Below are 22,837 nucleotides of genomic sequence, written 5' to 3' on the forward strand. Positions count from 1 at the left end.
TTTTTTCTTTTTTTTAGAGATTTTCTGCTTTCAACGGTTTAACATCTTTCAGCATTGGGTGATTTTTATCTGCTTCTGAAACTTGAGCTTCTTCAAGATTTTCCCACTTAAGTCCCAAAGCTGGATCTGCATAGTTAACAAAGGCATATTTGGGTTTCAATTCAAGTGCCCAATAATCATTTACTAAGTAACTGTACACCGCTTGGTCTGTCAAAACTTGGAAACCATTAGCCACGCCACGTGGTACAAAAATCCCTTTTGAGGCATCAATCACCGTTTGGTAAGTGTTCCCGAATGTTTCACCCTCACGAAGGTCAACCCATGAGCCAATAACTCTTCCTTCATCTACGATAGAAACATATTTATCCCATGGCTCCGCATGCAAACCACGCAAAGCGTGTTTGTGGTTAAATGAAACATTATTTTGCAATTTGCCTTCTGCAAAGAAGCGTTCTGGGAAACCTAACGGTAGCATTTTTTCTTTTTGGAAGTTTTCTTTAAACCAGCCACGGTTATCACCACGAACTGGAATATCGAATTCCATCATTCCTGGAATGCCTTCAACTGGGCGTCCTGCTAATTCTTTGTCAAAAAATTGTTCCGTCATTATGCTTCTCCAATCAAACGGAGCAAGTATTGTCCGTATTCATTTTTCTTCAATGGTTGTGCCAATTCAAAGACTTGCTCTTTTGTGATGTAGCCCATACGGTAAGCAATTTCTTCCAGGTTAGCTACTTGCACATTTTGCAAACGTTGAACAGTTTCAATGTATTGCGCAGCTTCAAGAAGGCTTTCGTGCGTTCCAGTGTCAAGCCATGCAAAGCCACGACCCATCAATTCCACTGACAAATCGCCACGTTCCAAGTAAGCTTTGTTGACGTCTGTGATTTCCAACTCACCACGAGGGCTAGGTTTGATATTTTTAGCAATCTCAACCACATCGTTGTCATAGAAATAGAGACCAGTAACCGCAAAGTTTGATTTTGGTTGTTCTGGTTTTTCTTCGATTGAAATAGCGTTCATATCCGCATCAAATTCAACCACACCAAAGCGTTCTGGGTCTTTTACTTGATAACCAAAAACAGTCGCTCCTGTTTCTTTGGCAGCGGCACGTTGCAACATTTTTGTCAAGCCAGCGCCGTGATAGATATTATCACCAAGAATCAAAGCAACATTATCATCACCGATAAATTCTTCCCCAATGATAAAGGCTTGTGCCAAACCGTCTGGACTTGGTTGTACCGCGTAAGAAAGGGAAATCCCCAATTCAGAACCATCACCCAACATATCTTCAAAACGTGGGAGGTCTTGTGGAGTTGAGATAATCAAAATGTCTTTAATCCCTGCCAACATCAAGGTTGAAAGTGGATAATAAATCATTGGTTTGTCGTAAATTGGCATCAATTGCTTAGATGCTGCACGTGTCAAAGGATACAAGCGTGTTCCTGAACCACCTGCTAAAATAATACCTTTCATAGTTAGATACCTTCCAATATAATAGTCATTTTATTATAACATAAAGAATAGAGGCTGTCACATCAAAAAAAGCCCGATAATTCGGACTTCCTAACCTAATGCAACATCCATTATCATCATAATGGTAAAACCTACCATGAGCCCCAGTGTCGCCAAATCTGTATTGCCATTTGTCTGAGACTCTGGAATCAGTTCCTCTACTACCACAAAAATCATAGCTCCCGCAGCAAAAGACAGGGCATAGGGTAATATAGGTCCCATGTACATCACTGCAACAGCACCGATAAGGGCTCCAATGGGCTCTACAATCGCTGAAATCGAACCCCAATAAAAGGCCTCTTTCCGCGATTTTCCGTCCGTCCGAATAGGGATTGATAGAGCAGCTCCCTCTGGGATATTCTGCAGACCAATCCCCATTGCCAGTCCAAGCGCACCGATAAAAGCAGCCTGTGAGAAATGATTGGCCAAGGCACCAAAGGTCACTCCAACTGCCAGTCCCTCTGGAATATTGTGAATTGTAATGGCTAAAAATAAGAGGGTTGTTTTGGATAAGTGGCGTCGTTCATGAGCACTACCACCCTCTGCGTCTTTTCGTTCATTGCCCAAATGCAGGTGAGGTACTAAAACATCGACCAAGCGTAAAAAAACACCACCAACCAAAAAACCAACTGCTGCCGGCACCCAAGCCAACTGACCATAAAGTGGCTCTGCATACCGAATAGAGGGCTCCAAAAGTGACCAAAAAGAGGCCGCAATCATGACACCTGCCGCAAATCCTTGCATAGTATCCAGCAATCTACGACTGATATTCTTGAAGAAAAAGACAATCGCAGACCCCAAGATAGTGCAACCCCAAGTAAATAATCCTGCTATAAATGCCTGCAATACAACCGGTTGCTGAGCTAACCAAGCCATATACATTCCTTCTTTCTAGAGATGTCGGAAAGGATTAGTTGAGACAGTTGAGGGAATAATTTCCAGCTCCCACGCTTCTGCCAGCTTCCATTCTTCCAACTTTTCAGCAATTTTTTTAACAAATAAAACTTCAATATGGTGACCCGGGTCAATAGCCAAAAGCCCTTGTGTCAACATTTCTTGACCAGTATGGTAATAAACATCCCCTGTAATCAAGACATCAGCCCCTTTTTGCAAGGCATCATGATAGAAAGACTGCCCACTACCACCGCAAATGGCCACCCGCGACACATATTGCTTGGCTTGATGACGGTATGAAACCAAACGAACGCTATCCAAGTCAAATACAGACTTGACCTTAAGCGCCAATTCCTCCAAAGTTTGCTCAGGGACTGTCCCAATACGACCAATTCCATGACCAGGCTGGGTCTCATGCAGATAATCCACATCTTCAATCCCCAACAAATCACAGAACCAGTCATTCAGTCCGCCATCAACCACATCAATATCCGTATGACTGACATAGATCGCAATATCATGCTTGACCAGATTCAGCAAAATCTGCGTCTGTAAGTCATCAGCCACCAAATTTTTCACCGGACGGAAAATCGGTGCATGCTTGACAATAATCAAGTCTACCTGCTTATCAATAGCTTCTACCACAGTCGTTTCCCGGATATCGAGTGCCACCATAACCCGCTTAACTGCTTTATGAAGCGTGCCAATTTGCAGTCCAGACACATCACCTTCCATAGAAAGGCTTGGCGGACAAAACTCTTGATACTTAGCGATGACATCACTTGCTAGCATGGAGAACCTCCTCGATATCTTTCATTTTTTGGGAAATAGCAGAGCGGTCAGCAGCATGTGTTTCTGGAACTTGTTGGAAAGCCCAGGTCAATTTACTGAGTTCAGCCTGCCACTTCTTCTGGAAAGTTTCTGAGCACTCAGCCTGTAAGTAGGGACCAAAACGCAATTCTTTAGCGGACAAGTTCATCTTTCCAGCCTCTGCCACCAAAATTTCGTACATCTTATCATTTTCTTCCAAGATGACTTCTGCAATCAGCTGATAATCATGTTCCTGTAACCATGTACGGACATCATCCTCACGATTATTGGGTTGTAAAATCAATCGCTCCACTCCAGCCAATTTTTCCTGACCAGATTCCAAGATGTCTGCAATCAGGCGACCACCCATTCCTGCAATGGTCACTGTACTAATCTGGTCCTGACTTTCTACTGCAGCTAGACCGTTTGCTAAGCGAACTTGAATCTTATCTGATTGTCCCGCTTCTTGAACATTCTTCAAAGCTGACTCAAATGGTCCTTTGACCACCTCACCAGCCACTGCAAAATCAATCTTTCCTGCTTCCACTAAAAAAAGAGGGAGATAAGCATGGTCACTCCCCACATCAACTAATCGCGCACTCTCTGGTACGAAACTTGCGACTTTTTCCAGCCGCTTTGATAATTTTGTTTTTTCCATCCTAGTCTTTCCAAAGATTCATTGCATTCAGAAAATCATCTGAGGCTGTTATATTTTTAGAAACTTGTTGCGCTTCTCTTTCTGCATTTTTGGCTTTAACTTGCGCAGGAGTTGTAATCCCCTCTCGTCTCCAGTTGCGCAAAATTGCTTGGATATAGCGCCAGTTTGTCTTGTTGTTAAATACTGCTTCACGCAAGGCTGTCCGCACTAAGTCCACCGACACACGATCTTCTGAGATTGTCTTTTGCAAATCTTCAATTTCAAATGGTGATAAGAAGCGGCCTAATTCTCTCTCAAAATCATCAACCAAGGCCTTCAAATCATTGATTTCTAACAGTTCTACCGTTTTCACTTCGCCTATTTCAAGATTATCTAGCTTTTCTAAAGCAGGTAGGGCATCAAAAATCATCTCAATCTCACCTGCTAGATTGATGGTCTTAAATTCCAATAAACCATTTTTCTGCAAACGTTCAATGGAACGATTGATATCTGCAACTGTTTTTCCTGTCGCTTGCGCAATCTCACTAGGTGCAATGCTCTCCAACTGGCTAGTATTTTGGAAAAAGAAAAATTGCCAGACTAAAAAATCATCAGCTGACGGAAATAATTCTTGAAAATGAAACAACAAGGCACTTGGAAGGACCAAGTTGCCTGTTTGAAATTGTTGTGAATAGGTCATAATTCCTCTTATAAACTGGCTGAAAAAGCCGATTGCTCAAAGTTTTCCCAATCATAAGGTGTCTCTTGATAGACAGCGTAGTTAATCCAGTTATTGAAAAATTGAGCTGCTGCCAAATTCCAAGATAGAGCCGGTCTCGTTGTCGGATCATCCTGTTTGAAATAATGCTCGGGTACACGTGGATTTTTCCCAGCAGACAAATCTCGCTCATACTCTTTTTGAAGCGTATCGCGGTCATATTCCAAATGTCCAAAGCTATACACTTCACGCATGTCTCGACTAGCAATAATCGACAGACCAACATCTTGACCATCCGATAGAATTTCTAGATTATGAAATCTCCTAATATCTTCTGCCAAGACTTCCGTATAACGGGAATGGGGTGCTAAAAATTCATCATCAAAACCACGCATGAGTGGACTGTCTACCTTGACTACTTCCTGGCTGTAGACGCCTGACAATTTGTGCGATTTGCCCTGCTTTTGAATACCATAACGGGCATAGAGCCCCGCCTGAGCCCCCCAACAGATGTGCAAGGTGGAGTAAACATGATCCTTAGACCAGTCAAAAACTTGCTTCAACTCAGACCAGTAATCCACTTCCTCAAAGGGCAGATTTTCAACAGGAGCCCCTGTCACAATCAAACCATCAAAATAACGGTCCTTGACTTGAGCAAAGGTTTTGTAAAATGTCTCCAAATGCTCTGAACCAGTATTCTTTGACTGATGACTTGCCATATGCAGAAATTCAACTTCCAGCTGCAAAGGGGTATTGGCCAAGAGTCTCAAAAGCTGGGTCTCTGTTACAATTTTCTGAGGCATGAGGTTGAGAATGAGGATATTCATCGGGCGAATATCCTGATGTTGGGCACGGTTATCATCCATTACAAAGATATTTTCCGTCCGTAAAATATCAACCGCTGGCAATCCTCTATCTATCTTAATTGGCATACACTCACTCCTATTCTAGTTATTACTAGTATATAGTAGTGAGACTAGCAATTCAATTTGCTAGATTTTAGGACAAGATATAGTTATTAACTATACTAGCCTGGGAAATTCATCAATACTTTCATGTCGTAGTCACCTACGGCTTCGCGTCCACCAAGACCGTCCAATTCTATCAAGAAGGCACAACCTGCAACCACACCACCAAGGCGTTCGATCATTTCAATGGTTGCTTTCACCGTACCACCTGTTGCCAAAAGGTCATCAACAATCAAGACACGTTGTCCTGGTTGGATAGCATCAGCATGCATGGTCAAAGTATCTACACCGTACTCTTTTTCGTAGTCAGCTGAGATTACTTCGCGTGGTAATTTACCTGGTTTACGAACTGGAGCAAAGCCAATTCCCAACTCAAAAGCTACAGGACAACCCACGATAAATCCGCGTGCTTCAGGACCGACAATCATGTCAATCTTCTTGTCTGTTGCATACTGAACGATTTCACGAACAGCGTAGCTGTAGGCATTTCCGTCTGCCATCAAGGGTGAGATATCACGGAAGGTAATTCCTTCTTTTGGATAGTTCTCAATGGATGCAATATAATCTTCAAGTTTCATGTTTTTCTCACTTCTTAAAATAGTTTTTACAGTCTATTATAGCACATTTTAAACCTATTGTACGATTTTCTCTAGCTATTCTCCCATCAACCAGTCATAGATTTCTTGGACGGTGCCCAAGGCCATGAGTTCTTGGTAGATGACTTCTTCTTTGAGGTCTTGGTAAATCTGACTTTCAGCAATTTCCCGTTTCTCTGCTTCTTTGTTGACCGTCATAACGCCTTCGTTTATGGTCACAAAACCAAGCTCTTGGAAAATTTGAATCATTTTGATCAAAAGTGGTTTCTTGATTTTCAAGTATTGGCTTAATTCAGCTAATTTGTAGCGGACATCAAATTCTGGGAATTGGTAAATAGTCTTGTAGAGCTTAGCAAATTGTTCCCGACTACCGTAACCGTCCAGATAATAAGGCTGGTCAATGGTGTTTTTGAAGTAAATTGCTTGGAAATCGTGTTCTTTAAAAACTTGCTTTAAAGCTGTCTTGTCGGTAGGAAGCTGGTTTATCACAATAGCAGATTGCTCTATTAGTTCAGACAGATCCTGATTCATGTCCAAAACTGGAACTCCTTTTGGTAGCGCAGCATTTTTCCCACGAATATTATAAAGCTGAACACCATTTACACGGGCATCTTCTAGCATAAGCTGAAGGGTCGTGTTACCATTCCATTGATTGACAGAGAGACTGACTGCAAGTTCCATACCTTTGACCTGAGAAAATTCAGTCGCTAAATTCCCTTTACCAAAGGCAACCACATCAAAAGCCGCACTTCCTTTGCTGATACGGAATTTAAGGTGGGCATTATTTTGTCCCATGGTGCGAGCTGACTCCACTTGAAAATCCTTGATATAGAAGATTGGTTTTGGATAGTCCATACCGTAGGGTTTTAGCTTATCAAAAGATTTAAGGGTGTCCAGTGTCAAGTCTTCCAAGTCTAGCTCTTCATCCAGACGCAGACTGGGTTTACTTGCCTTATCTAAATTGTTATCGATGATATACTGAGAAAGAATATCCGATAAAGCCATCAGATTCTCCACTGGTAGAGTCATACCCGCTGCACCAGCGTGTCCACCAAAGGCAAGAAAAATATCTCGGTGGTCATTCAAAGCCTCAAAAATATTGATTGCTTCAACCGAGCGAGCCGAGCCTTTCGCCTTACCATCTTCGATATTGAGGACTACCACGGTCTGCCCCAATTCTTCCAAAAGACGTCCCGCTACTATGCCCAGCACACCAGGATTCCATCCTTCTTTTGCCAAGACTTGAGCAGGCTTAGACAGATCTATCATGGTCTTGGCTTCATCGTAAATAGCCTGAACAATATCTTTGCGCTCGATATTCTTTTGGTCAATCATAAGAGCAATGGCTTGCGCTTCTTCCTCGTCAAAACCTGTCAAGAGTTCAATAGCTGGATTGGGGTCATCTAGACGCCCAAGTGCATTGAGACGAGGAGCAAGCTGGAAACCAACTGTTTCCTCATCAAGCGTATCCACATCAACTCCTGCAATTTTCATGAGCTCTTGCAGACCAATACGTTCGCTTTGTTTCAAAAGAGAAAGACCATATTTGACCATAATCCGATTCTCATCTGTCAGCGAAACCATATCCGCAATGGTTCCGATAGCGACCAAATCCAGCAGTTCGACCTGTACATTTTCCAAGAGGGCACAAGCCAGCTTAAAAGCTACTCCACAGCCTGCTAAATGTTGAAAAGGGTAATCCGCATCAGGATGCTCTGGGTGAACAATGGCATAGGCCTCCGGCAAGATCTCTGGCATAGAATGGTGGTCTGTCACGACCACATCAACTCCTACTGACTGGGCGTAGGCAATGGCTTCATTCCCAGCTACCCCATTGTCCACCGTCACGATGAGCGAGACACCCTGTTGCTCAATAAAATATTTGTAGACCGAAGCATTAGGACCGTAACCGTCTGTGAAGCGATTAGGTAAATATACCTGACACTCTGCTCCCAGTTCCTCCAAGGTTTCCTTAAGAATGGAAGCCGAGGTCATACCGTCTGCATCATAGTCTCCATAAATCAAAATCTGCTCATAATTTTCAATCGCTGCACGAATCCGTCCCACTGCCTTGTCCATGTTATGAAGCAGATAAGGATCATGCAAATCATCCAAACTTGGCTGTAAAAATGCCTGCAAGGCCTCCACAGTCTGAATGCCTCTTTCATATAAAAGATTGGCAGCTAGCTTGTCTAAGCCTTCTTTTTTAGCTGCCTTAATAAATGTCTCATCAGCAGTATCTGTCACCAACTGCCAGTCATAATTCGAACTAATCACTCTTTGACTCCTTTTTTCAAACATTCCCATTATACCATACTGAAAAGGAAAACGGCTGCCTTACGACAGTCGTCTTCTTCTTAAAATAAAGGTGCAAACATAGCTAGGACAGAACCTGCCACGCGCTTATACCATGGATAGTTTGATCGGAAGTCAAAGAGGGTAACGGCTTGTGATTTTTCAAATGATTCTTGGAAATCTAATAAGATATCCGCTGCAACCTGCTTGTGGTTGTAGAGATAAACACCACATTCAAAGTTTAGGTAGAAGCTACGGAAGTCCATATTGACCGTACCAACGCAGGCCTTAGTCCCATCTACTAGAACAACCTTGGAATGAACAAAGCCGGGTGTGTATTCGTAAATCTGAATTCCCGCTGCTAAATAAGTATCAAAATTAGTCCGCGCCGCCAGATAAGCTGTCTGCTTGTCATAAATATGTGGCAGGAGAATCTTAACCTCTACCCCACGCTTGGCCGCATAGGTCAGATTATCCAACATCTCATCATCTAAGACTAGATAAGGGGTCATGATATAAATGTAGTCCGTTGCCGACTGAATCATATCTAGGTAGACTCGTTTAGCCACATCGTCACCGTCAAAAGGATTCTCTCCGTAAGGTAGGAAGAAGGAATCCGTCTCCACCGTTTCTTTTTCCAACTCAATATGCTCTTCCAAGTAATGAAAATCCTCGTTCTCCGATTTCTCATTGAAATTCCACATCTGCAAGAACATGAGCGTAAAGTTAGCAACAGCTTCTCCCTTGACCATGATAGCCGCATCCTTCCAATAACCAAAACGTTCTTTTTTATTGATGTACTCATCTGCAATATTGACGCCACCTGTAAAGGCAACTTTCCCGTCAATAACAGCAATTTTACGGTGGTCACGATTGTTTTGTACAGTTGAAAGAGCGGGAATAATCTGAGAAAAAACCTTGGCCTTAATCCCATAAGACTGCAAAGTCCTATAGTAATTATATGGTAGCAGGGTGAGGGAATTCATGCCATCATACATGAAACGGACTTCCACTCCTTGCGCAGCTTTTTCCTTCAAAATCTCCAAAATCTCATCCCACATGTAGCCAAAATCTACAATGAAATATTCCATAAAAATGTATTTTTCAGCCTTACGAAGCTCTGTCAATAGCGCCTCAAACTTGGCTTCCCCAGATGAAAAATAGACGGCATCGGTGTTGCTATGCAAGGCATAGCCAACATGCTGATTCATATAATGTGCTAATTTAAGTTGGTCCTTATCTTCCTTCTCAAGACGATGCAAAATCTTTTTAGAAGTGTGCCCATACTCTCGCAATTTTTTTGCCTGTGCCAAAAAGTTTTTCCTATAACGACGGGTTTCAATATTGGACTGGAGAATGAAGTAAAAAAGCGCACCAAAGATAGGAACCCCCATGACAAAAATCATCCAAGCTAGTTTAAAACTAGCATTCATAGGACGATTGATAATATGAATACCAATAATAATGGAGAAAATCTGGAGCAGCACCACCACCCAAGGCACTGCTGTCGCAGCAAATGAAACCGCCCAAAGAATGGCATAGATAGTGACAGATAAGAGAATAAACACAATAAAAGTACGACTATACACCAAGCGCCAAAGCTTTCTCATAACATCTCCCTTAAGATAATTTTTGACTATTATAGCAGATTTTGAGCATAAATTCTAGTAAAGAAAAGTACCCCTGATTCTCCTAAAGTAAGGAACATAACTGATGTCATGCAAGACTTTCCAAAAATAATTTCTTCTTTCATTTCCTTCTACCATTTCCTTCTACACCCCGATAAAGAAGATAAACAATTAAATCACAGTGTCACTCTTTCTCTACTCTTACCTTTAGGACAAAATCAAGCAATAGCAAAAAACTCCTAGAATTTTTCTAAGAGTCCTATCATTATTTAAAGTTAAAAAAAGTTCGAGCAAGAAAGTCAGCTATACCTGGAAATAGACTATAAAACTTGGCTGTTGCTGCCAGTGAAAAAGGCATATTGAGCTCACGTTTCCGTGTTTTCATGGCCTTAACAATCTTTTTAGCAACAACTTGCGGTTGCATGGTGAAGGCTTTAACACTTTCTTGGTAAGAACCATCTGGATCTGCAAGGTCAAAAAAGTGGGTAGCAACAGGACCAGGATTGACAGTCGTTACAGCCACATTATAGGCTGCCAATTCCAGACGAATGGTGTTTGAAAAGCCAATCAGGGCAAACTTGGTCGCTGAATATACAGATGACTTAGCAGAGGCAACCAAGCCGGACATGCTGACAATATTGATAATATGCCCTGCACGAATGGCCTTCATCCGCTTGCCAACCTGACGACAAAATGTCATGGTTGCAAAAGCATTCACAGCAAACATATCTTCCACTTCTTGTGCCGTAAAGTTTTCAAAATCATTGTAAATGGCATAGCCAGCATTATTAATAAGAATATCCAGTTGCCCATACTCTTGATAAATATGAGCCAATAGCCCTGCCACAGCGGCTTCATCTCGAATGTCCAGTGAAAAAACAGCTTTATTTTCATGATAGGCATATAGCTGGTCTAATTTTTGCATATCACGTCCCAGCAAAATCAAAAAATCATCTGGCAAGAGTTTAACAATTTCTTGAGCAATACCACCAGAAGCACCTGTTATCAAGATTTTTCTCATACTTCAACCTCTTCTAAATCTTTGACAATGGACACATTTTCGAAAATAGTCGCTGCATCACGGCGAAGCTGACTGATATCACGTGATAAAAAACGAGGACTGATGTGATTGAGCAAGAGACGTTTGACTCCAGCATCACTGGCCACACGCGCAGCCTCCATGTTGGTTGAGTGTCCATGCTTGCGTGCAATCCGCTCATCTCCTTTGCCATAAGTAGACTCGTGCACCAAAATATCCGCATTAACTGCCAGACGAACACTAGCATGACACTTGCGAGTATCTCCTAGAATGGTCACAACCTTACCTGGGCGCGGAGCCGATAAAAAGTCGCTCGCCTTGATTTCTGTTCCATCTTCCAAGACAATATCCTGACCGTTCTTCACTTTTCCAAAAAGCGGACCAAATGGAACGCCTGCTGCCTTGAGCGCTTCCGCATCCAAGACACCATCCAAATCTTTCTGAATGACACGGTAACCCACACAGAAAATGGTATGGTCCAACTCTTCCGCATAGACCTTAAACTTATCATTTTCAAACATCAATCCTAAGTTATCTCGGTCAAATTCATGGAAGAAAATCTTGTAAGGCAAGCGTGAACCAGACGCCTTAAGGGTAGACAGAACAAAATTCTGAATCCCAACTGGACCATAAATTTTCAAATCCGTCTGCTCATCATTACTTTGAAAAGAACGGCTGGACAAAAAACCTGGTAGACCAAAAATATGATCTCCGTGCAAGTGCGTAATGAAAATCTTGCTCACTTTTCGAGGACGAATAGTCGTCTCCAAAATCTGGTGTTGAGTCCCTTCTCCGCAATCAAAGAGCCAAATTTCATTGAGCTCATCCAACAGTTTCAGGGCAAGACTGGAAACATTGCGAGACTTTGAAGGTTGCCCCGCACTGGTTCCTAAAAATTGTAAATACATGACTATCTTAACTTTCTATTTTTTTTTATAAAGAATGGCAGAGCGACCTGACCAAGCATAGAATTTCTGACCAGGAAAATCTTGACCTGCCAGTTCCACTTCTTCTTGATTGAAACCAGAAATCTTGACGTAGTCCGCATTCTGACCAATCTCAGTCAGTAAAAACTGTGTCTGTTCTACCGTTTCAAATTCTGAATCAACTGTCAATTTTTGCATAAAAATCTGACCATTTTCCGCAAAAATACCATACTGAGGAAAAATCTGGGCAAGATCAAAGAGCAAGTCTGACGTTACTTGGAAGTCCGCTTCCGCAAAAACTTGGGCAACTTCCTTGTCTGACACATAGGCAAAACCAAAAGATTTTCCAGATAAATTCAAGCGGATAAAGGGCTTGTTTTCCTCAAAAGATGGAGCTGAGTCAAACAGCTTAAGTGCCTGTGACAAGTCAAAATAATAATCCGTTGCAGCCTGAGGTGCCTTCTTTTGATAAAGCTCTGCAAAGTAGGCATTGATAACAGAAGGAGGCGGTGTAATAAAATCCAGCTTCTCTTGGTCTGACATGGAAGCCAATTTCTTTTCCAAATAAACCTTGTCAAGACTGGTAAATCCACCGTATTTTAGAGCTAAATCAAGATAATCCGTCATAAAATTCTTCCAACTTCCATTTATTATCTGGGGAAATATAACCTGAGATAACTTCGACATCTTCCTCATATTCCCTTTTATCAATGAGAGCAATTTTTCCTAATTCATGTAAACGATAAGATTGAGCCAAGGGCACACGCAGGTCAAACCGTTCAAACATGGTCTTGATTTTTGCTAGAACCATCATCTGAATGTGCGCCTTAGCCTTTTCATCCTTGGCCGAAATCATGACATGCGGAAATTGACTCGGTGTAAAACTATCATCTGTCTTGTCCAGCTTGTTGTAAACTGCCAACCTCGGAATATCCAGCATATCCAAATCTTTGAGAATATCCAGTACAACCGCCTCTTCTTCGGCATGATTAGGGTCGCTGGCATCAATCACATGGAGCAAGAGGTCCACATTCATGGATTCTTCCAAAGTAGACTTGAAGGCTGAAATAAGCTCCGTCGGTAAGTCTTGGATGAAACCAACCGTATCCGTCAAGGTCACTTGGAAAGTATCTGACAAGGTGATTTGCTTAGTTGTCGCATCCAGCGTCGCAAAAAGTTCGTCAGCCTCGTACTGAGTCTTGTCAGTCATGGCATTCATAATGGTTGATTTACCGGCGTTGGTATAGCCAATCAAGCCGATCTTGAAAACACCAGACTGCAGCCGACGTTCGCGCACCGTAGATCGATTTTTCTCCACCACTTTCAGCTGACGCTCGATGTCATGAATCTGGTTCCGAATACTACGGCGATTGAGTTCCAGCTGACTTTCACCAGGACCACGAGAACCAATTCCTCCTGCCTGACGACTGAGCATAATTCCCTGTCCAACCAAACGTGGCAACATGTATTTGAGCTGGGCCAGATGAACCTGCAATTTCCCCTCATGGCTCCGCGCTCGCATAGCAAAAATATCCAGAATCAACTGCATCCGGTCGATCACCTTAACACCCAAAATGCTTTCCAAATTGGTATTTTGACGAGGCGTCAAGCGATTGTTGACGATGACGGTGTCCACTTCTTCTGCTTCAACAATTTCAGCGATTTCTTCTAACTTTCCTGAGCCGACAAAGGTCTTACTGTCATACTTTTCCCGTTTCTGAGTGTAGCTTCCGACAACTTCTGCCCCAGCCGTCTTAGTCAGACTAGCCAACTCCTCCATGGACATGACAAAATTTTCCGTCTGCTGCAATTCCACCCCAACTAAGAGGGCGCGTTCTTGTTCTTTTTTTGTTTCAATCATGTAAAAATCTTTCTACATCTGCTAAAATTCGACCTTGACTGCCAGCTTCCGACACTTGGTAAAAGTCTACTTTCATCCGATTACGGAACCAAGTCAGCTGGCGCTTGGCAAATCTGCGCGTGTTTTGTTTGAGTTTTTCAAGGGCTTCCTCCAAAGATTGCTGACCTGAAAAATAGGGAAAGAGTTCCTTGTAGCCAATTCCCATAGCCGCCTGACAGTTAGGATAGGTTTCATAAAGCCACTTAGCTTCGTCCAATAATCCCATGTCCATCATCTTATCCACACGCTCATTGATACGATTGTAGAGCAGCTGACGGTCATCTGATAAACTTACCAAAAGCGCCTCATAAGACGGTTCTTGATTTTCCAAATCTTTGCCAAATTTCTTTAATTCCAAACCACGAATGGCACGGCGGCGATTGAGTTGAGGAATGTCCAAATTTTCCAGCTCTGCCATTTGAAACAAAGTCTCATCTGACAAAGACTCCAGCTCCGACCGATAATCCAAGACCGCCTCCTGGTCAATGTCTCCGCCCAAGTGATAGCCTTCCAGTAAAGACTGCAAATAAAGCCCCGTTCCTCCCACAATAATAGGAAGTTTTCCTCGACTGGCAATGTCTGCAATCAAATCTGAAGCCTCCTGCACAAAATCAAAGGCTGAATAGCTTTGGGTCACCTCACGTACATCTAACAAATGATGAACCGCTGCCGCCTGCTCCTCTGGGCTAGCCTTTGCTGTCCCGATATCCAGCTTACGGTAAACCTGCTGGCTATCCCCACTGATGATTTCTCCATTGTATTTCCTAGCAAGTTCAATCCCTAAAACAGTCTTGCCCACAGCTGTTGGCCCCAAGACCACAATTATCTTTGTTTTCATCTTTTTTCCTTGAAAATTTCTGATTTTTTCGCTAAGATTATTATAACATAAGTCACTGAGTGCATGCCAAAGACCGAGCTAAAACTTGTATCGATCGGTTATCGCACTCCACTAAAGAGAAAAGAGGTCTAATATGGCTAAGAGTTTTGGTAAAGGTTTCTTCACAGGTGTTGTAGCTACTGTTGCTGCTGTAGCAGGTGCAGCTTTCGCAGTTCAAAAAACTATCATTGAACCAGAAGAAAAGAAAGAAGCATTCATCGAAGAAAATCGTAAAAAAGCAGCTCGCAAACGTGTAGCACACTAAAAAACAGCCTAATGGCTAATGCAGATTGAAGAAATGTCCTATCTGAGGGCTACTTCTTCAATCTTTTTTCTTTTTCTCTATAAACAAACCTTTTGAAATATGATAAAATTATCCGTTTAAAAATCTATTGCACCGATGTCTATGAAATAACATAGTTACTTCTAAAATAAGGCCCCATCTCATCCTAAATAGTTTTGGATTCATTTTCTTTTTTGTCTGTTATAGTCTTCACCTATGTCTTTTGCCCGTTTTTAACTATTTTTCAAATGGGATTTCCTAGTGTATGATAGTTTCATCAAGTAAAGAGGTAAAACATTATGACAAAATCAAAATTTCAATTAGTTGGCTCATTGTTACGTCCTGCAAATCTTCGTGAATTTAAAACAGAAATAGAGCACCGCGACGATATCCAATATCCTTTCTACGACGCACTTCCAGGCTATCAAGAAACAGAAACTGCTGACATCAAGCAATCTGTTGCAGACCAAAAAGCAAATGGCATTGACATCTTGACGGATGGTGAATTTGGTCGCTCTATGTGGCACCTTGACTTCGTTTGGGGTCTACAAGGAATTGAACGCTACATTGCTGACCATGGTTACACATTTAAGGATCATGACGGTAGTTACTATGAGACACGAAAGGATATCGGTATCCGTATCACTGCTCCCCTTTCTGGTAAAAACCACCACTTCCTCGACATTTACAAGCAAGTCGTTGCCGAAGCGGATGGTCAAGATACCAAACAAACCATTTGGGGACCTGCTCATGCCTATACTGAACTGGCTATCTTTGATAGACTTGCTGGGGAAGACCAAGTCTACAAGACAAACGCTGACTTAAAAGCTGGCCTTATCAATGCTTACAAGGAATTTTTGGCTGAGTACAAAGAAATTGGTGGTAAAATTGTTCAATTTGACGACTGTCTTTGGGAGCTTTTTGACGAATCTCAACCAGTCAACTTCTTTGATGTTGCTGGTGGTAACTCAGGTCAAGAACAAATCACTAGCCTAGAACAATTAGCAGATGAATTCATTGCCATTAATAACGAAGTGATTGATTACGCTCATTCTATCGGCCTAAAAGTTTGGACGCATAACTGCCGCGGAAACTACGAAAGTCGACATGCTGCTGGGGGAACTTATGAAGCGATTGCCAAGAAATTTTTGGCAGACCAACACTACGACCGTTTCTTCCTCGAATGGGATGATGAACGTGCAGGCGATATTAAAGCCTTGGAAGTCTTAAAAGACAAGGAGGCCGAAGTAGTATTGGGACTTCTCTCATCAAAAACAACTGACTTGGATGACGAAGAACGTGTCCTCAGCTTGCTAGAACAAGCCAGCCATATCCTGCCAAAAGAACGCCTCCTCCTCTCACATCAATGTGGCTTTGCCTCATGTGACTCAGGAAATGAATTGGCCATCCCACAACAATGGGCAAAAATCAAACAAGGACAAGACATCGCAGCTAAATTCTGGAAATAGGGAATGAGACAACAATCGTGATTTCTCAGAAATCGATTTTAACGTCTCATCCCCGCACAGCTGACTAGAGTGATCGACTTCACCTCTAGAAGAGCTTTCAGTCAACCACTGCACAACCTCCCCTATCCTATGATAGAGGAGGTTTCTATTTAACAATTACCACCTTACCGTTTAAAGAGAACTTAAAACTATTTCCTTGGGGTTTTCTCCTTATTTTGTTACAATGAAGTCAAGAAAGTGAGGTCAACTATGGTTTACGAATTTTGCTTGGAGTATGGGACATTTCCCGTCAAAGAACGGAACGGCTTCTTCCTTACCAAAGAAACCATCCCCGAATTTATGAAAGAAGATAGCACCTTGATTGCACGCCTGCAAGAAATGAACTCTCTTTTTCATGAACTGTTTATCACTATTGAATGTAAGTTCGACTATATTGGGCAAGAATTTCCCGAAAAAATCGACCAACTCCGACCACTCTATGACCAACTAAGCAAAGAAGTCCTAGAAAAATACGGCGACCGAGAAAAAATCATGGTTGAAGAGTTTATCCTATAGAAAAGTGAGTGTACGAGTGCTGGCTGAAACAGTCTCTTCCCAGACTATTTCACTCTCCTAACTACTGCGTTAGGCTCTAATCTCTATAAAAAGTCAAAGAACCTGAGACAAAAGTCTCAAGTTCTCTTTATTTATTTCTCTGGATGCAGTGAATCACTGACATCAAATTTTCCATTTTCTGTAGAATAGACATTGTTATACAATCCCATTTTAGGATCATATCCTAAAATTTGATCATTCGTCAAGTAAGCCTCTCTCGGTGCTTTTTGGTAATAATAGGTAATTGAATAACCATTATCTACACCTTTTACAAAAATATATTCTTCGTCCATAATTGGATTTTGACCCTCTGCTGTCGGAAGAGCAATTTCCTGTTTGTTCTCAATATCGACATGGTAAGTCCGTTTTTTATTCAATTCCTCATAAGTTGGAGATTCTGTGTAAAATTGACTTTCCAATTGAGTTACTGGATAATGCTCAGACTCTTCATGAACCACTACAGTAAAGAATTTAGAAATCAGCTCCATATCGCGGTAGCGACTGACTGTTTTGTAAAAATAATGATAAGTCCCTGCATGATTGGTATTGAAGTTTTCTTCTACAATCACTTCTAAAACGTCCATCAAATTCTTATCAAATGCATAGTCGATACCTGTTAAATTTTGACGCAAATCAAGTTTCGTACCTACATTAACATGAAGAACCGCATGCTTATAATTGAAGTAAGCTGGGCTATCACCTTCAACTGCTAATGTTAATTTTTTCCCATTTGCCAAGTCAAACTCATAAAGTGCATCACACTCTTCTGGGTCAATCACTTGAAGCGCAGCAGGGACAGATAAAGTTGTTTGTTCTTTCTCTCCAGTTTTTGGATGAACATATTCCAATTTTGATTCAATTTCTTCTAGCGTAGGCATATAACCTTTTGAAATCAATAAACGAATATCATCTTTTCCCGAAGTTTCTACAAGTTTAACACTTGAAGTGAATCTACTTTTCGCTCCATATGTATGCGCTAAAGGATCTACTTTTTCTTCAGAAGGATAAAATAAACGTTCTTTATCACGCGGCTTCAGAACAGAAATCTGTACTCCAAATATGTTTTTGTAAACATCTCCACCACGATTTTTTAATTGTGAAAATGCCGAGTTACGGTCATGTAAATTTTCGAATACCAGTAGTGCGTAGGCCTCACCTTCAATATTCGTACCGTATGGATCTTCACAATCATAGTCAGAAGCTTTCACCGCAAAAGACTAGCTTAGACTGACTGAAGCAAGGGCTAGGACAGCGAATGTCATTATTCTATTTTTGGAAATCACGATCTTTCCTTTCGTCAACAGATCATCCATTTCACCCAGTGCACTTAGTGGAATATCTTGTTAAAGCAATAGTTAAATGTTGTCCTCTTTAACTGCAGTTCCAGTAAGACAAGAATTATTCTATCATACAAGTTGTTTCTTTTATCTCTTAATTTAAGGATTTTTTAAATATTTAATCATTTTTTATAAAATAAAACAAGTTTCCATACAGAAACTTGTTTTATTTATCCTTAACGAATCTCAGCTCCTAATTCAAGAAGGGATTTGCTAATTTTATCCATGTAGTTTGCCACTTCTTCGTCTGTCAGGCTGTCAAGTGGATTTTGGAAAGTTAAACTATAGGCCATTGACTTGTAGCCAGCTTCAATATTGGCACCAGCATAGACGTCAAAGAGAGTCACATCCGTCAAGCGTTTTACATTGCTCTTCTCAATAGCTTCCAAGATGTCTTGGTGCTTGATATCCGCTTTGACCAAGAGGGCAATATCACGGCTAACAGCTGGGAATTTACTGATTTCGGTAAATGGCTGCGCTGCTTGCAAGGATGCTTCGATGACATCCAAGTTGAGTTCTGCGACGTAAGTTTCTGGGATCGCATAATCTTTGGCTGTCTGTGGATGCACTTGTCCAACAAAACCAAGCAAGTCTTCACCCAAATAAATGGCTGCTGTACGACCTGGGTGGAGGGCTGCAACTTGACTAGTCGCACGGAATTCAGCTGTCAAACCATATTTAGCCAACAGACTTTCTACAATCCCCTTAGCATGGAAGAAATCAACTGGCACTGCTACCGTTTGGAAGTCTTTTTCTGCTACTAAGCCAGTCAAGACAAGGGCAAATTTACTGATTTCTTGTGGCAGGTCTTCTTTTAGATTACCAGACTGTTCAAAGACTTTTCCGATTTCATAGAAAGCCAAGTTTTTATTCTTACGGGCTACATTGTAGGCCACCGTTTCCAACATTCCTGACACCATGTTTTGACGGAGAGCTGAGCGGTCTACTGTCATTGGCCACATGAGTTCTGTGACTGTCGTCGGATGAACTGCAAATTCAACTGCTTTTTCAGGTGTCGTCAAAGCGTAGGAAATAATTTCTGTCAAGCCAGCACCTTCTGCCAAGCTACGTACTTGACGGCGAAGTTTTTGGCTGACTGTCAATTCACCTGCAGTGCCATCTTCTTGTGGAAGCGTTGTTGGCAGATTGTTGTAGCCATAGATCCGTGCAATTTCTTCCACCAAGTCAGCTGGAATGGTAATATCCCAACGGCGACGAGGCACTTGAACAGTGAAGATAGTATCGTCACCAGAAATTTCCATGCCCAAACGACGGAAGATGTCAGCAATTTCAGCATAAGTCAAACTTGTTCCCAATGAACGGTTGACATAGTCTACTTGAGCAGTAACTGGAAGGGCTGCTGTGTCCACTTGACCAGCGACTAGGCTACCTGCCAAGACTTGACCGCCAGCCAATTCAGCAATCATAGCCGCTGCTGTATCCAGAGCCAAGGCAAGGTCCGCCACATTGATACCTTTTTCAAAACGAGATGAAGATTCTGAACGCAAGTTAAGGCGACCAGAAGTTTTACGAATTGATTTTCCGTTAAAGAGGGCTGCTTCTAGGACAACACTGGTTGAGTGATTGTCGATTTCTGTTGAAGCACCACCCATGACACCACCAAGAGCAACTGGTTTGTCAGCAACAGTGATGACGATGTCTTCTTCTGTCAATTCACGTTCCACATCATCCAAGGTCACTAATGTTTCAGCTGCCTTAGCTTGACGTGCAACAATTTTCTTATCTTCAAATTTATTCAAATCAAAGGCATGCATAGGTTGACCAAAGTAAAGCAAAATATAGTTGGTCACGTCCACCACATTATTGATAGGGCGGATTCCAGCATTCATGAGCAGATTTTGCAACCACTGTGGACTTGGTGCTACTGTTACATTTTCTAGCACGCGCGCCTGATAAGTTACTACACGGTCAGAATCAATAGCTACTTCAATCACATCACTAGCCTTTTTGTCCACTTCCACCAAATTGTAGCTTGGAAAATGTGGCTTGCTATCGTAGATTGCTGCGACTTCATGGGCCACACCACGCATAGATAAGGCATCCGCACGGTTTGGCGTAATAGACAATTCGATAATCTCATCATCCAAGTCTAAATATGGGAAAATAGGCTCACCTACCACTGCATTTTCAGGCAAGTAATAAATACCATCCGCATACTCTTTTGGCACAACTGAGTCAGAAACGCCAATTTCAGCTAACGAACAAATCATCCCCAATGACTCAACGCCACGGATTTTACCTTTTTTAATTTTGTGGTTGCCCGCAATACGTGCACCTGGCAGCGCCACAATCACCTTGATACCAGGTTTGACATTAGGTGCACCGCAGACAATCTGCGTTGTCTCGTCACCAACATTTACCTGACAGATATTGAGATGCGTTTCTGGAATAGCTTCTGTTGAAAGCACTTCTCCGACAACCAGTTTTGAAAGGCCTGCACTGATTTGTTCAACGCCTTCCACTTCGATACCAGTTGTAGACATTTTTTCTGATAAGTCGTGACTAGTCGCATCAAAGTCTACTAATTCTTTTAACCATTTATAAGATACTAACATAATTTCCTCTTTATACTTTTTTTCTCAGTTCCAATTCTAAGCCAATTTGTCCTGACTGAGTTTCAATTTCTCTATCAGCATGAATCTCAAATCCAGTCGCAAGTGCTAGTTGAAGCAAGTAAGAATCCTTGGATAGCACTTTGAAAGCCAACCACTCTTTCCCCAGCTCTCTCGCTTCTTCTACTGCATAGTCTAGATAGAATTGTTCTAATCCTTGATTTCTAGCTTCTGTAAAGACCAAGAAATGTTGAATAGCCAATACAGACCCCTCAGAATCTGGCAAGAACATGCAGCCTGCTAGTTCATTATTCAATAACATAACTGTAAATTCAGGACTTTCTTGACTTGGCAAGTGAAAGATTTGTCCCATATAGGCATTGGTTGCTGCTTCTGAGAGACCCAGTCCTGTCAAATAGCTTTCCTTCTCAGCACTGCACCGTGCAAACTCTGTCTCGTAGGCTTTCCGAATTCCAATTGTTCTAACCATATTTTGTCCTATCTAGCTCTATCAGCCTATACTATTTAAACTGCTCTGAGAAACGGACATCCCCTTGGTAGAAACCACGGATGTCATTGATTCCGTAGCGCAACATGGCAATCCGTTCTTGTCCTAAACCAAAAGCAAAACCTGAATATTGTGTTGCATCAACACCAGACATTTCAAGCACACGTGGGTGAACCATACCGGCACCCAAAATCTCAATCCAGCCTGTCTTTTTGCATACGTTACAGCCATCACCACCACACTTGAAGCAAGAAACGTCTACCTCAACAGAAGGCTCTGTGAATGGGAAATAAGATGGCCGAAGACGAATCTGACGCTCTTCACCAAACATTTTCTTAATAATCATTTCAAGCGTTCCCTTGAGGTCACCCATAGAAACATTTTTCCCAACAACCAAACCTTCGATTTGGTGGAATTGGTGGCTGTGAGTTGCATCGTCCGTATCACGACGGAAGACACGGCCCGGAGAAATCATCTTAAGGGCACCTTTTGAAAAATCATGCTGGTCCATGGTACGAGCCTGTACAGGACTCGTGTGTGTACGCATGAGGATTTCTTCCGTGATATAGAAGGTATCCTGCATATCACGGGCTGGGTGATCTTTTGGCAAATTCATACGCTCAAAGTTGTAGTAATCTTTTTCAACCTCAAAACCATCCACAATCTGGAAGCCCATGCCTAAGAAAATGTCTTCAATTTCTTCAGATGTCTGTGTCAATACATGACGATAACCTATTTTGACAGCACGACCTGGCAAGGTTACATCGATTGATTCTGATTCTAATTGGGCTTGAATTTTCGCTGCTTCTACAATCTTCACCTGCTCTTCAAAGGCAGATGTCAAAATATCACGCACTTCATTGACCTGTTTTCCGACGATTGGTTTCAAGTCATTTGACAAGTCTTTAAGTCCCTTGAGAAGATCTGTCAAGGAGCCTTTTTTACCCAAAACAGCCACGCGCAAGTCTTGCAATTCCTTGCTGTGATTGCCTGTCATCTCTTTCAACTGTACCAGAGTTGATGTTTTCAACTCTTCTAATTGTGTTTGTAAATCCATAATTCCTCCATTTGTGCAAACAAAAACACGTGTCCCTCCATAGCGGAGCGTTGACACGCGGTACCATCCGTTTTCATTTACCTAAGTAAATCTCAATTCTAAGTCCTTTGGTGAGTGAATTGGCCAGGCTTTCCTCTAGCTGACTTCCAGTCACGGTCAGCATTCCCTACAAGAGTTCCACAAGGTTACTAGTCTCACAGACTTCTATTCAAT

The 22,837-nt window shown here is 42.0% G+C and carries 22 protein-coding genes; 3 read left to right on the top strand and 19 right to left on the bottom strand.

The annotated features are described in order from the left end of the window. Positions 1 to 13 precede the first annotated feature (13 nt). The 15 genes from ACHUFA_RS06515 to miaA form a co-directional block, all read right to left on the bottom strand. Positions 14 to 607, bottom strand: a complete 594-nt coding sequence (locus tag ACHUFA_RS06515) for a dTDP-4-dehydrorhamnose 3,5-epimerase family protein (RefSeq protein ID WP_394405246.1) — start codon at positions 605 to 607, stop codon at positions 14 to 16. Continuing rightward, positions 607 to 1,476 (bottom strand): glucose-1-phosphate thymidylyltransferase RfbA, encoded by an 870-nt coding sequence (rfbA, locus tag ACHUFA_RS06520; protein WP_394405247.1) that lies wholly within the window; start codon positions 1,474 to 1,476, stop codon positions 607 to 609. Before rfbA ends, ACHUFA_RS06515 begins: the two co-directional genes overlap by 1 nt. Before the next feature lie 90 nt (positions 1,477 to 1,566). Beyond that, positions 1,567 to 2,391: a ZIP family metal transporter gene (locus ACHUFA_RS06525; protein WP_222348124.1), complete on the bottom strand. Its 825-nt coding sequence runs from the start codon at positions 2,389 to 2,391 to the stop codon at positions 1,567 to 1,569. A 15-nt stretch (positions 2,392 to 2,406) separates the two neighbouring features. Beyond that, positions 2,407 to 3,201, bottom strand: a complete 795-nt coding sequence (locus tag ACHUFA_RS06530) for a Nif3-like dinuclear metal center hexameric protein (RefSeq protein WP_222348122.1) — start codon at positions 3,199 to 3,201, stop codon at positions 2,407 to 2,409. Then, positions 3,188 to 3,877, bottom strand: a complete 690-nt coding sequence (locus ACHUFA_RS06535; RefSeq protein ID WP_222348114.1) for a tRNA (adenine(22)-N(1))-methyltransferase — start codon at positions 3,875 to 3,877, stop codon at positions 3,188 to 3,190. Before ACHUFA_RS06535 ends, ACHUFA_RS06530 begins: the two co-directional genes overlap by 14 nt. Before the next feature lies 1 nt (position 3,878). Then, positions 3,879 to 4,556 carry a DnaD domain-containing protein gene (locus ACHUFA_RS06540; protein WP_222348112.1) on the bottom strand — a complete coding sequence of 226 codons (678 nt, stop codon included), beginning with the start codon at positions 4,554 to 4,556 and terminating at the stop codon, positions 3,879 to 3,881. Positions 4,557 to 4,564: 8 nt separating this feature from the next. Continuing rightward, a complete protein-coding gene (metA, locus tag ACHUFA_RS06545) occupies positions 4,565 to 5,506 on the bottom strand; it encodes a homoserine O-acetyltransferase MetA (RefSeq protein WP_222348110.1) in 942 nt (313 codons plus the stop codon). A gap of 95 nt (positions 5,507 to 5,601) precedes the next feature. After that, positions 5,602 to 6,120 carry an adenine phosphoribosyltransferase gene (locus ACHUFA_RS06550; RefSeq protein WP_222348108.1) on the bottom strand — a complete coding sequence of 173 codons (519 nt, stop codon included), beginning with the start codon at positions 6,118 to 6,120 and terminating at the stop codon, positions 5,602 to 5,604. Positions 6,121 to 6,195: 75 nt separating this feature from the next. Then, entirely contained in the window at positions 6,196 to 8,415 is a 2,220-nt protein-coding gene (gene recJ, locus ACHUFA_RS06555) for a single-stranded-DNA-specific exonuclease RecJ (protein ID WP_394405248.1), read from the bottom strand. A gap of 80 nt (positions 8,416 to 8,495) precedes the next feature. Further along, positions 8,496 to 10,043, bottom strand: coding sequence for a cardiolipin synthase (gene cls, locus ACHUFA_RS06560; protein WP_394405249.1), 1,548 nt, complete (start codon positions 10,041 to 10,043; stop codon positions 8,496 to 8,498). 283 nt (positions 10,044 to 10,326) lie between these two features. Further along, positions 10,327 to 11,082 carry an SDR family NAD(P)-dependent oxidoreductase gene (locus tag ACHUFA_RS06565; protein WP_222348096.1) on the bottom strand — a complete coding sequence of 252 codons (756 nt, stop codon included), beginning with the start codon at positions 11,080 to 11,082 and terminating at the stop codon, positions 10,327 to 10,329. Further along, positions 11,079 to 12,008, bottom strand: a complete 930-nt coding sequence (gene rnz, locus ACHUFA_RS06570; protein WP_394405250.1) for a ribonuclease Z — start codon at positions 12,006 to 12,008, stop codon at positions 11,079 to 11,081. Before rnz ends, ACHUFA_RS06565 begins: the two co-directional genes overlap by 4 nt. 15 nt (positions 12,009 to 12,023) lie before the next feature. Next, positions 12,024 to 12,653 (bottom strand): cystathionine beta-lyase, encoded by a 630-nt coding sequence (locus ACHUFA_RS06575; RefSeq protein ID WP_394405251.1) that lies wholly within the window; start codon positions 12,651 to 12,653, stop codon positions 12,024 to 12,026. Continuing rightward, positions 12,637 to 13,887 (bottom strand): GTPase HflX, encoded by a 1,251-nt coding sequence (gene hflX, locus ACHUFA_RS06580; RefSeq protein WP_222348090.1) that lies wholly within the window; start codon positions 13,885 to 13,887, stop codon positions 12,637 to 12,639. The genes ACHUFA_RS06575 and hflX overlap by 17 nt, the downstream gene beginning before the upstream one ends. Then, the gene (gene miaA, locus ACHUFA_RS06585) at positions 13,880 to 14,764 is read right to left on the bottom strand and encodes a tRNA (adenosine(37)-N6)-dimethylallyltransferase MiaA (RefSeq protein ID WP_394405252.1); all 885 of its coding nucleotides are present in this window, start codon (positions 14,762 to 14,764) and stop codon (positions 13,880 to 13,882) included. The genes hflX and miaA overlap by 8 nt, the downstream gene beginning before the upstream one ends. Positions 14,765 to 14,897: 133 nt before the next feature. On the opposite strand from miaA, the gene ACHUFA_RS06590 reads away from it, so the two are divergent. The 3 genes from ACHUFA_RS06590 (at position 14,898) to ACHUFA_RS06600 (ending at position 17,110) form a co-directional block, all read left to right on the top strand. Next, positions 14,898 to 15,068 (top strand): DUF3042 family protein, encoded by a 171-nt coding sequence (locus ACHUFA_RS06590; RefSeq protein WP_222348079.1) that lies wholly within the window; start codon positions 14,898 to 14,900, stop codon positions 15,066 to 15,068. A 317-nt stretch (positions 15,069 to 15,385) separates the two neighbouring features. Next, positions 15,386 to 16,555: a cobalamin-independent methionine synthase II family protein gene (locus tag ACHUFA_RS06595; protein WP_394405253.1), complete on the top strand. Its 1,170-nt coding sequence runs from the start codon at positions 15,386 to 15,388 to the stop codon at positions 16,553 to 16,555. A gap of 249 nt (positions 16,556 to 16,804) precedes the next feature. Next, positions 16,805 to 17,110, top strand: coding sequence for a hypothetical protein (locus ACHUFA_RS06600; RefSeq protein ID WP_222348069.1), 306 nt, complete (start codon positions 16,805 to 16,807; stop codon positions 17,108 to 17,110). A gap of 131 nt (positions 17,111 to 17,241) precedes the next feature. On the opposite strand, the gene ACHUFA_RS06605 is transcribed toward ACHUFA_RS06600, so the two are convergent. The 4 genes from ACHUFA_RS06605 to pheS all read right to left on the bottom strand — a co-directional run bounded on the left by ACHUFA_RS06605 (position 17,242) and on the right by pheS (position 22,624). Further along, positions 17,242 to 18,357, bottom strand: a complete 1,116-nt coding sequence (locus tag ACHUFA_RS06605; protein ID WP_394405254.1) for a hypothetical protein — start codon at positions 18,355 to 18,357, stop codon at positions 17,242 to 17,244. Positions 18,358 to 18,662: 305 nt separating this feature from the next. Next, positions 18,663 to 21,062, bottom strand: coding sequence for a phenylalanine--tRNA ligase subunit beta (gene pheT / locus ACHUFA_RS06610; protein ID WP_222348064.1), 2,400 nt, complete (start codon positions 21,060 to 21,062; stop codon positions 18,663 to 18,665). A gap of 10 nt (positions 21,063 to 21,072) precedes the next feature. Continuing rightward, positions 21,073 to 21,549 carry a GNAT family N-acetyltransferase gene (locus ACHUFA_RS06615; RefSeq protein WP_222348063.1) on the bottom strand — a complete coding sequence of 159 codons (477 nt, stop codon included), beginning with the start codon at positions 21,547 to 21,549 and terminating at the stop codon, positions 21,073 to 21,075. A 31-nt stretch (positions 21,550 to 21,580) separates the two neighbouring features. Then, positions 21,581 to 22,624: a phenylalanine--tRNA ligase subunit alpha gene (gene pheS / locus ACHUFA_RS06620; protein ID WP_222348054.1), complete on the bottom strand. Its 1,044-nt coding sequence runs from the start codon at positions 22,622 to 22,624 to the stop codon at positions 21,581 to 21,583. Positions 22,625 to 22,837: the final 213 nt, after the last annotated feature.

The sequence above is a fragment of the Streptococcus hepaticus genome, assembly GCF_043656315.1.
Taxonomy (GTDB): Bacteria; Bacillota; Bacilli; order Lactobacillales; family Streptococcaceae; genus Streptococcus; species Streptococcus hepaticus.

Coding starts and splice junctions, on each gene's coding strand:
- ACHUFA_RS06515 (WP_394405246.1), bottom strand. CDS start 607: ATGACGGAACAATTTTTTGACAAAGAATTAGCAGGACGCCCAGTTGAA.
- rfbA (WP_394405247.1), bottom strand. CDS start 1,476: ATGAAAGGTATTATTTTAGCAGGTGGTTCAGGAACACGCTTGTATCCT.
- ACHUFA_RS06525 (WP_222348124.1), bottom strand. CDS start 2,391: ATGGCTTGGTTAGCTCAGCAACCGGTTGTATTGCAGGCATTTATAGCA.
- ACHUFA_RS06530 (WP_222348122.1), bottom strand. CDS start 3,201: ATGCTAGCAAGTGATGTCATCGCTAAGTATCAAGAGTTTTGTCCGCCA.
- ACHUFA_RS06535 (WP_222348114.1), bottom strand. CDS start 3,877: ATGGAAAAAACAAAATTATCAAAGCGGCTGGAAAAAGTCGCAAGTTTC.
- ACHUFA_RS06540 (WP_222348112.1), bottom strand. CDS start 4,556: ATGACCTATTCACAACAATTTCAAACAGGCAACTTGGTCCTTCCAAGT.
- metA (WP_222348110.1), bottom strand. CDS start 5,506: ATGCCAATTAAGATAGATAGAGGATTGCCAGCGGTTGATATTTTACGG.
- ACHUFA_RS06550 (WP_222348108.1), bottom strand. CDS start 6,120: ATGAAACTTGAAGATTATATTGCATCCATTGAGAACTATCCAAAAGAA.
- cls (WP_394405249.1), bottom strand. CDS start 10,043: ATGAGAAAGCTTTGGCGCTTGGTGTATAGTCGTACTTTTATTGTGTTT.
- ACHUFA_RS06565 (WP_222348096.1), bottom strand. CDS start 11,082: ATGAGAAAAATCTTGATAACAGGTGCTTCTGGTGGTATTGCTCAAGAA.
- rnz (WP_394405250.1), bottom strand. CDS start 12,008: ATGTATTTACAATTTTTAGGAACCAGTGCGGGGCAACCTTCAAAGTCT.
- ACHUFA_RS06575 (WP_394405251.1), bottom strand. CDS start 12,653: ATGACGGATTATCTTGATTTAGCTCTAAAATACGGTGGATTTACCAGT.
- hflX (WP_222348090.1), bottom strand. CDS start 13,887: ATGATTGAAACAAAAAAAGAACAAGAACGCGCCCTCTTAGTTGGGGTG.
- miaA (WP_394405252.1), bottom strand. CDS start 14,764: ATGAAAACAAAGATAATTGTGGTCTTGGGGCCAACAGCTGTGGGCAAG.
- ACHUFA_RS06590 (WP_222348079.1), top strand. CDS start 14,898: ATGGCTAAGAGTTTTGGTAAAGGTTTCTTCACAGGTGTTGTAGCTACT.
- ACHUFA_RS06595 (WP_394405253.1), top strand. CDS start 15,386: ATGACAAAATCAAAATTTCAATTAGTTGGCTCATTGTTACGTCCTGCA.
- ACHUFA_RS06600 (WP_222348069.1), top strand. CDS start 16,805: ATGGTTTACGAATTTTGCTTGGAGTATGGGACATTTCCCGTCAAAGAA.
- pheT (WP_222348064.1), bottom strand. CDS start 21,062: ATGTTAGTATCTTATAAATGGTTAAAAGAATTAGTAGACTTTGATGCG.
- ACHUFA_RS06615 (WP_222348063.1), bottom strand. CDS start 21,549: ATGGTTAGAACAATTGGAATTCGGAAAGCCTACGAGACAGAGTTTGCA.
- pheS (WP_222348054.1), bottom strand. CDS start 22,624: ATGGATTTACAAACACAATTAGAAGAGTTGAAAACATCAACTCTGGTA.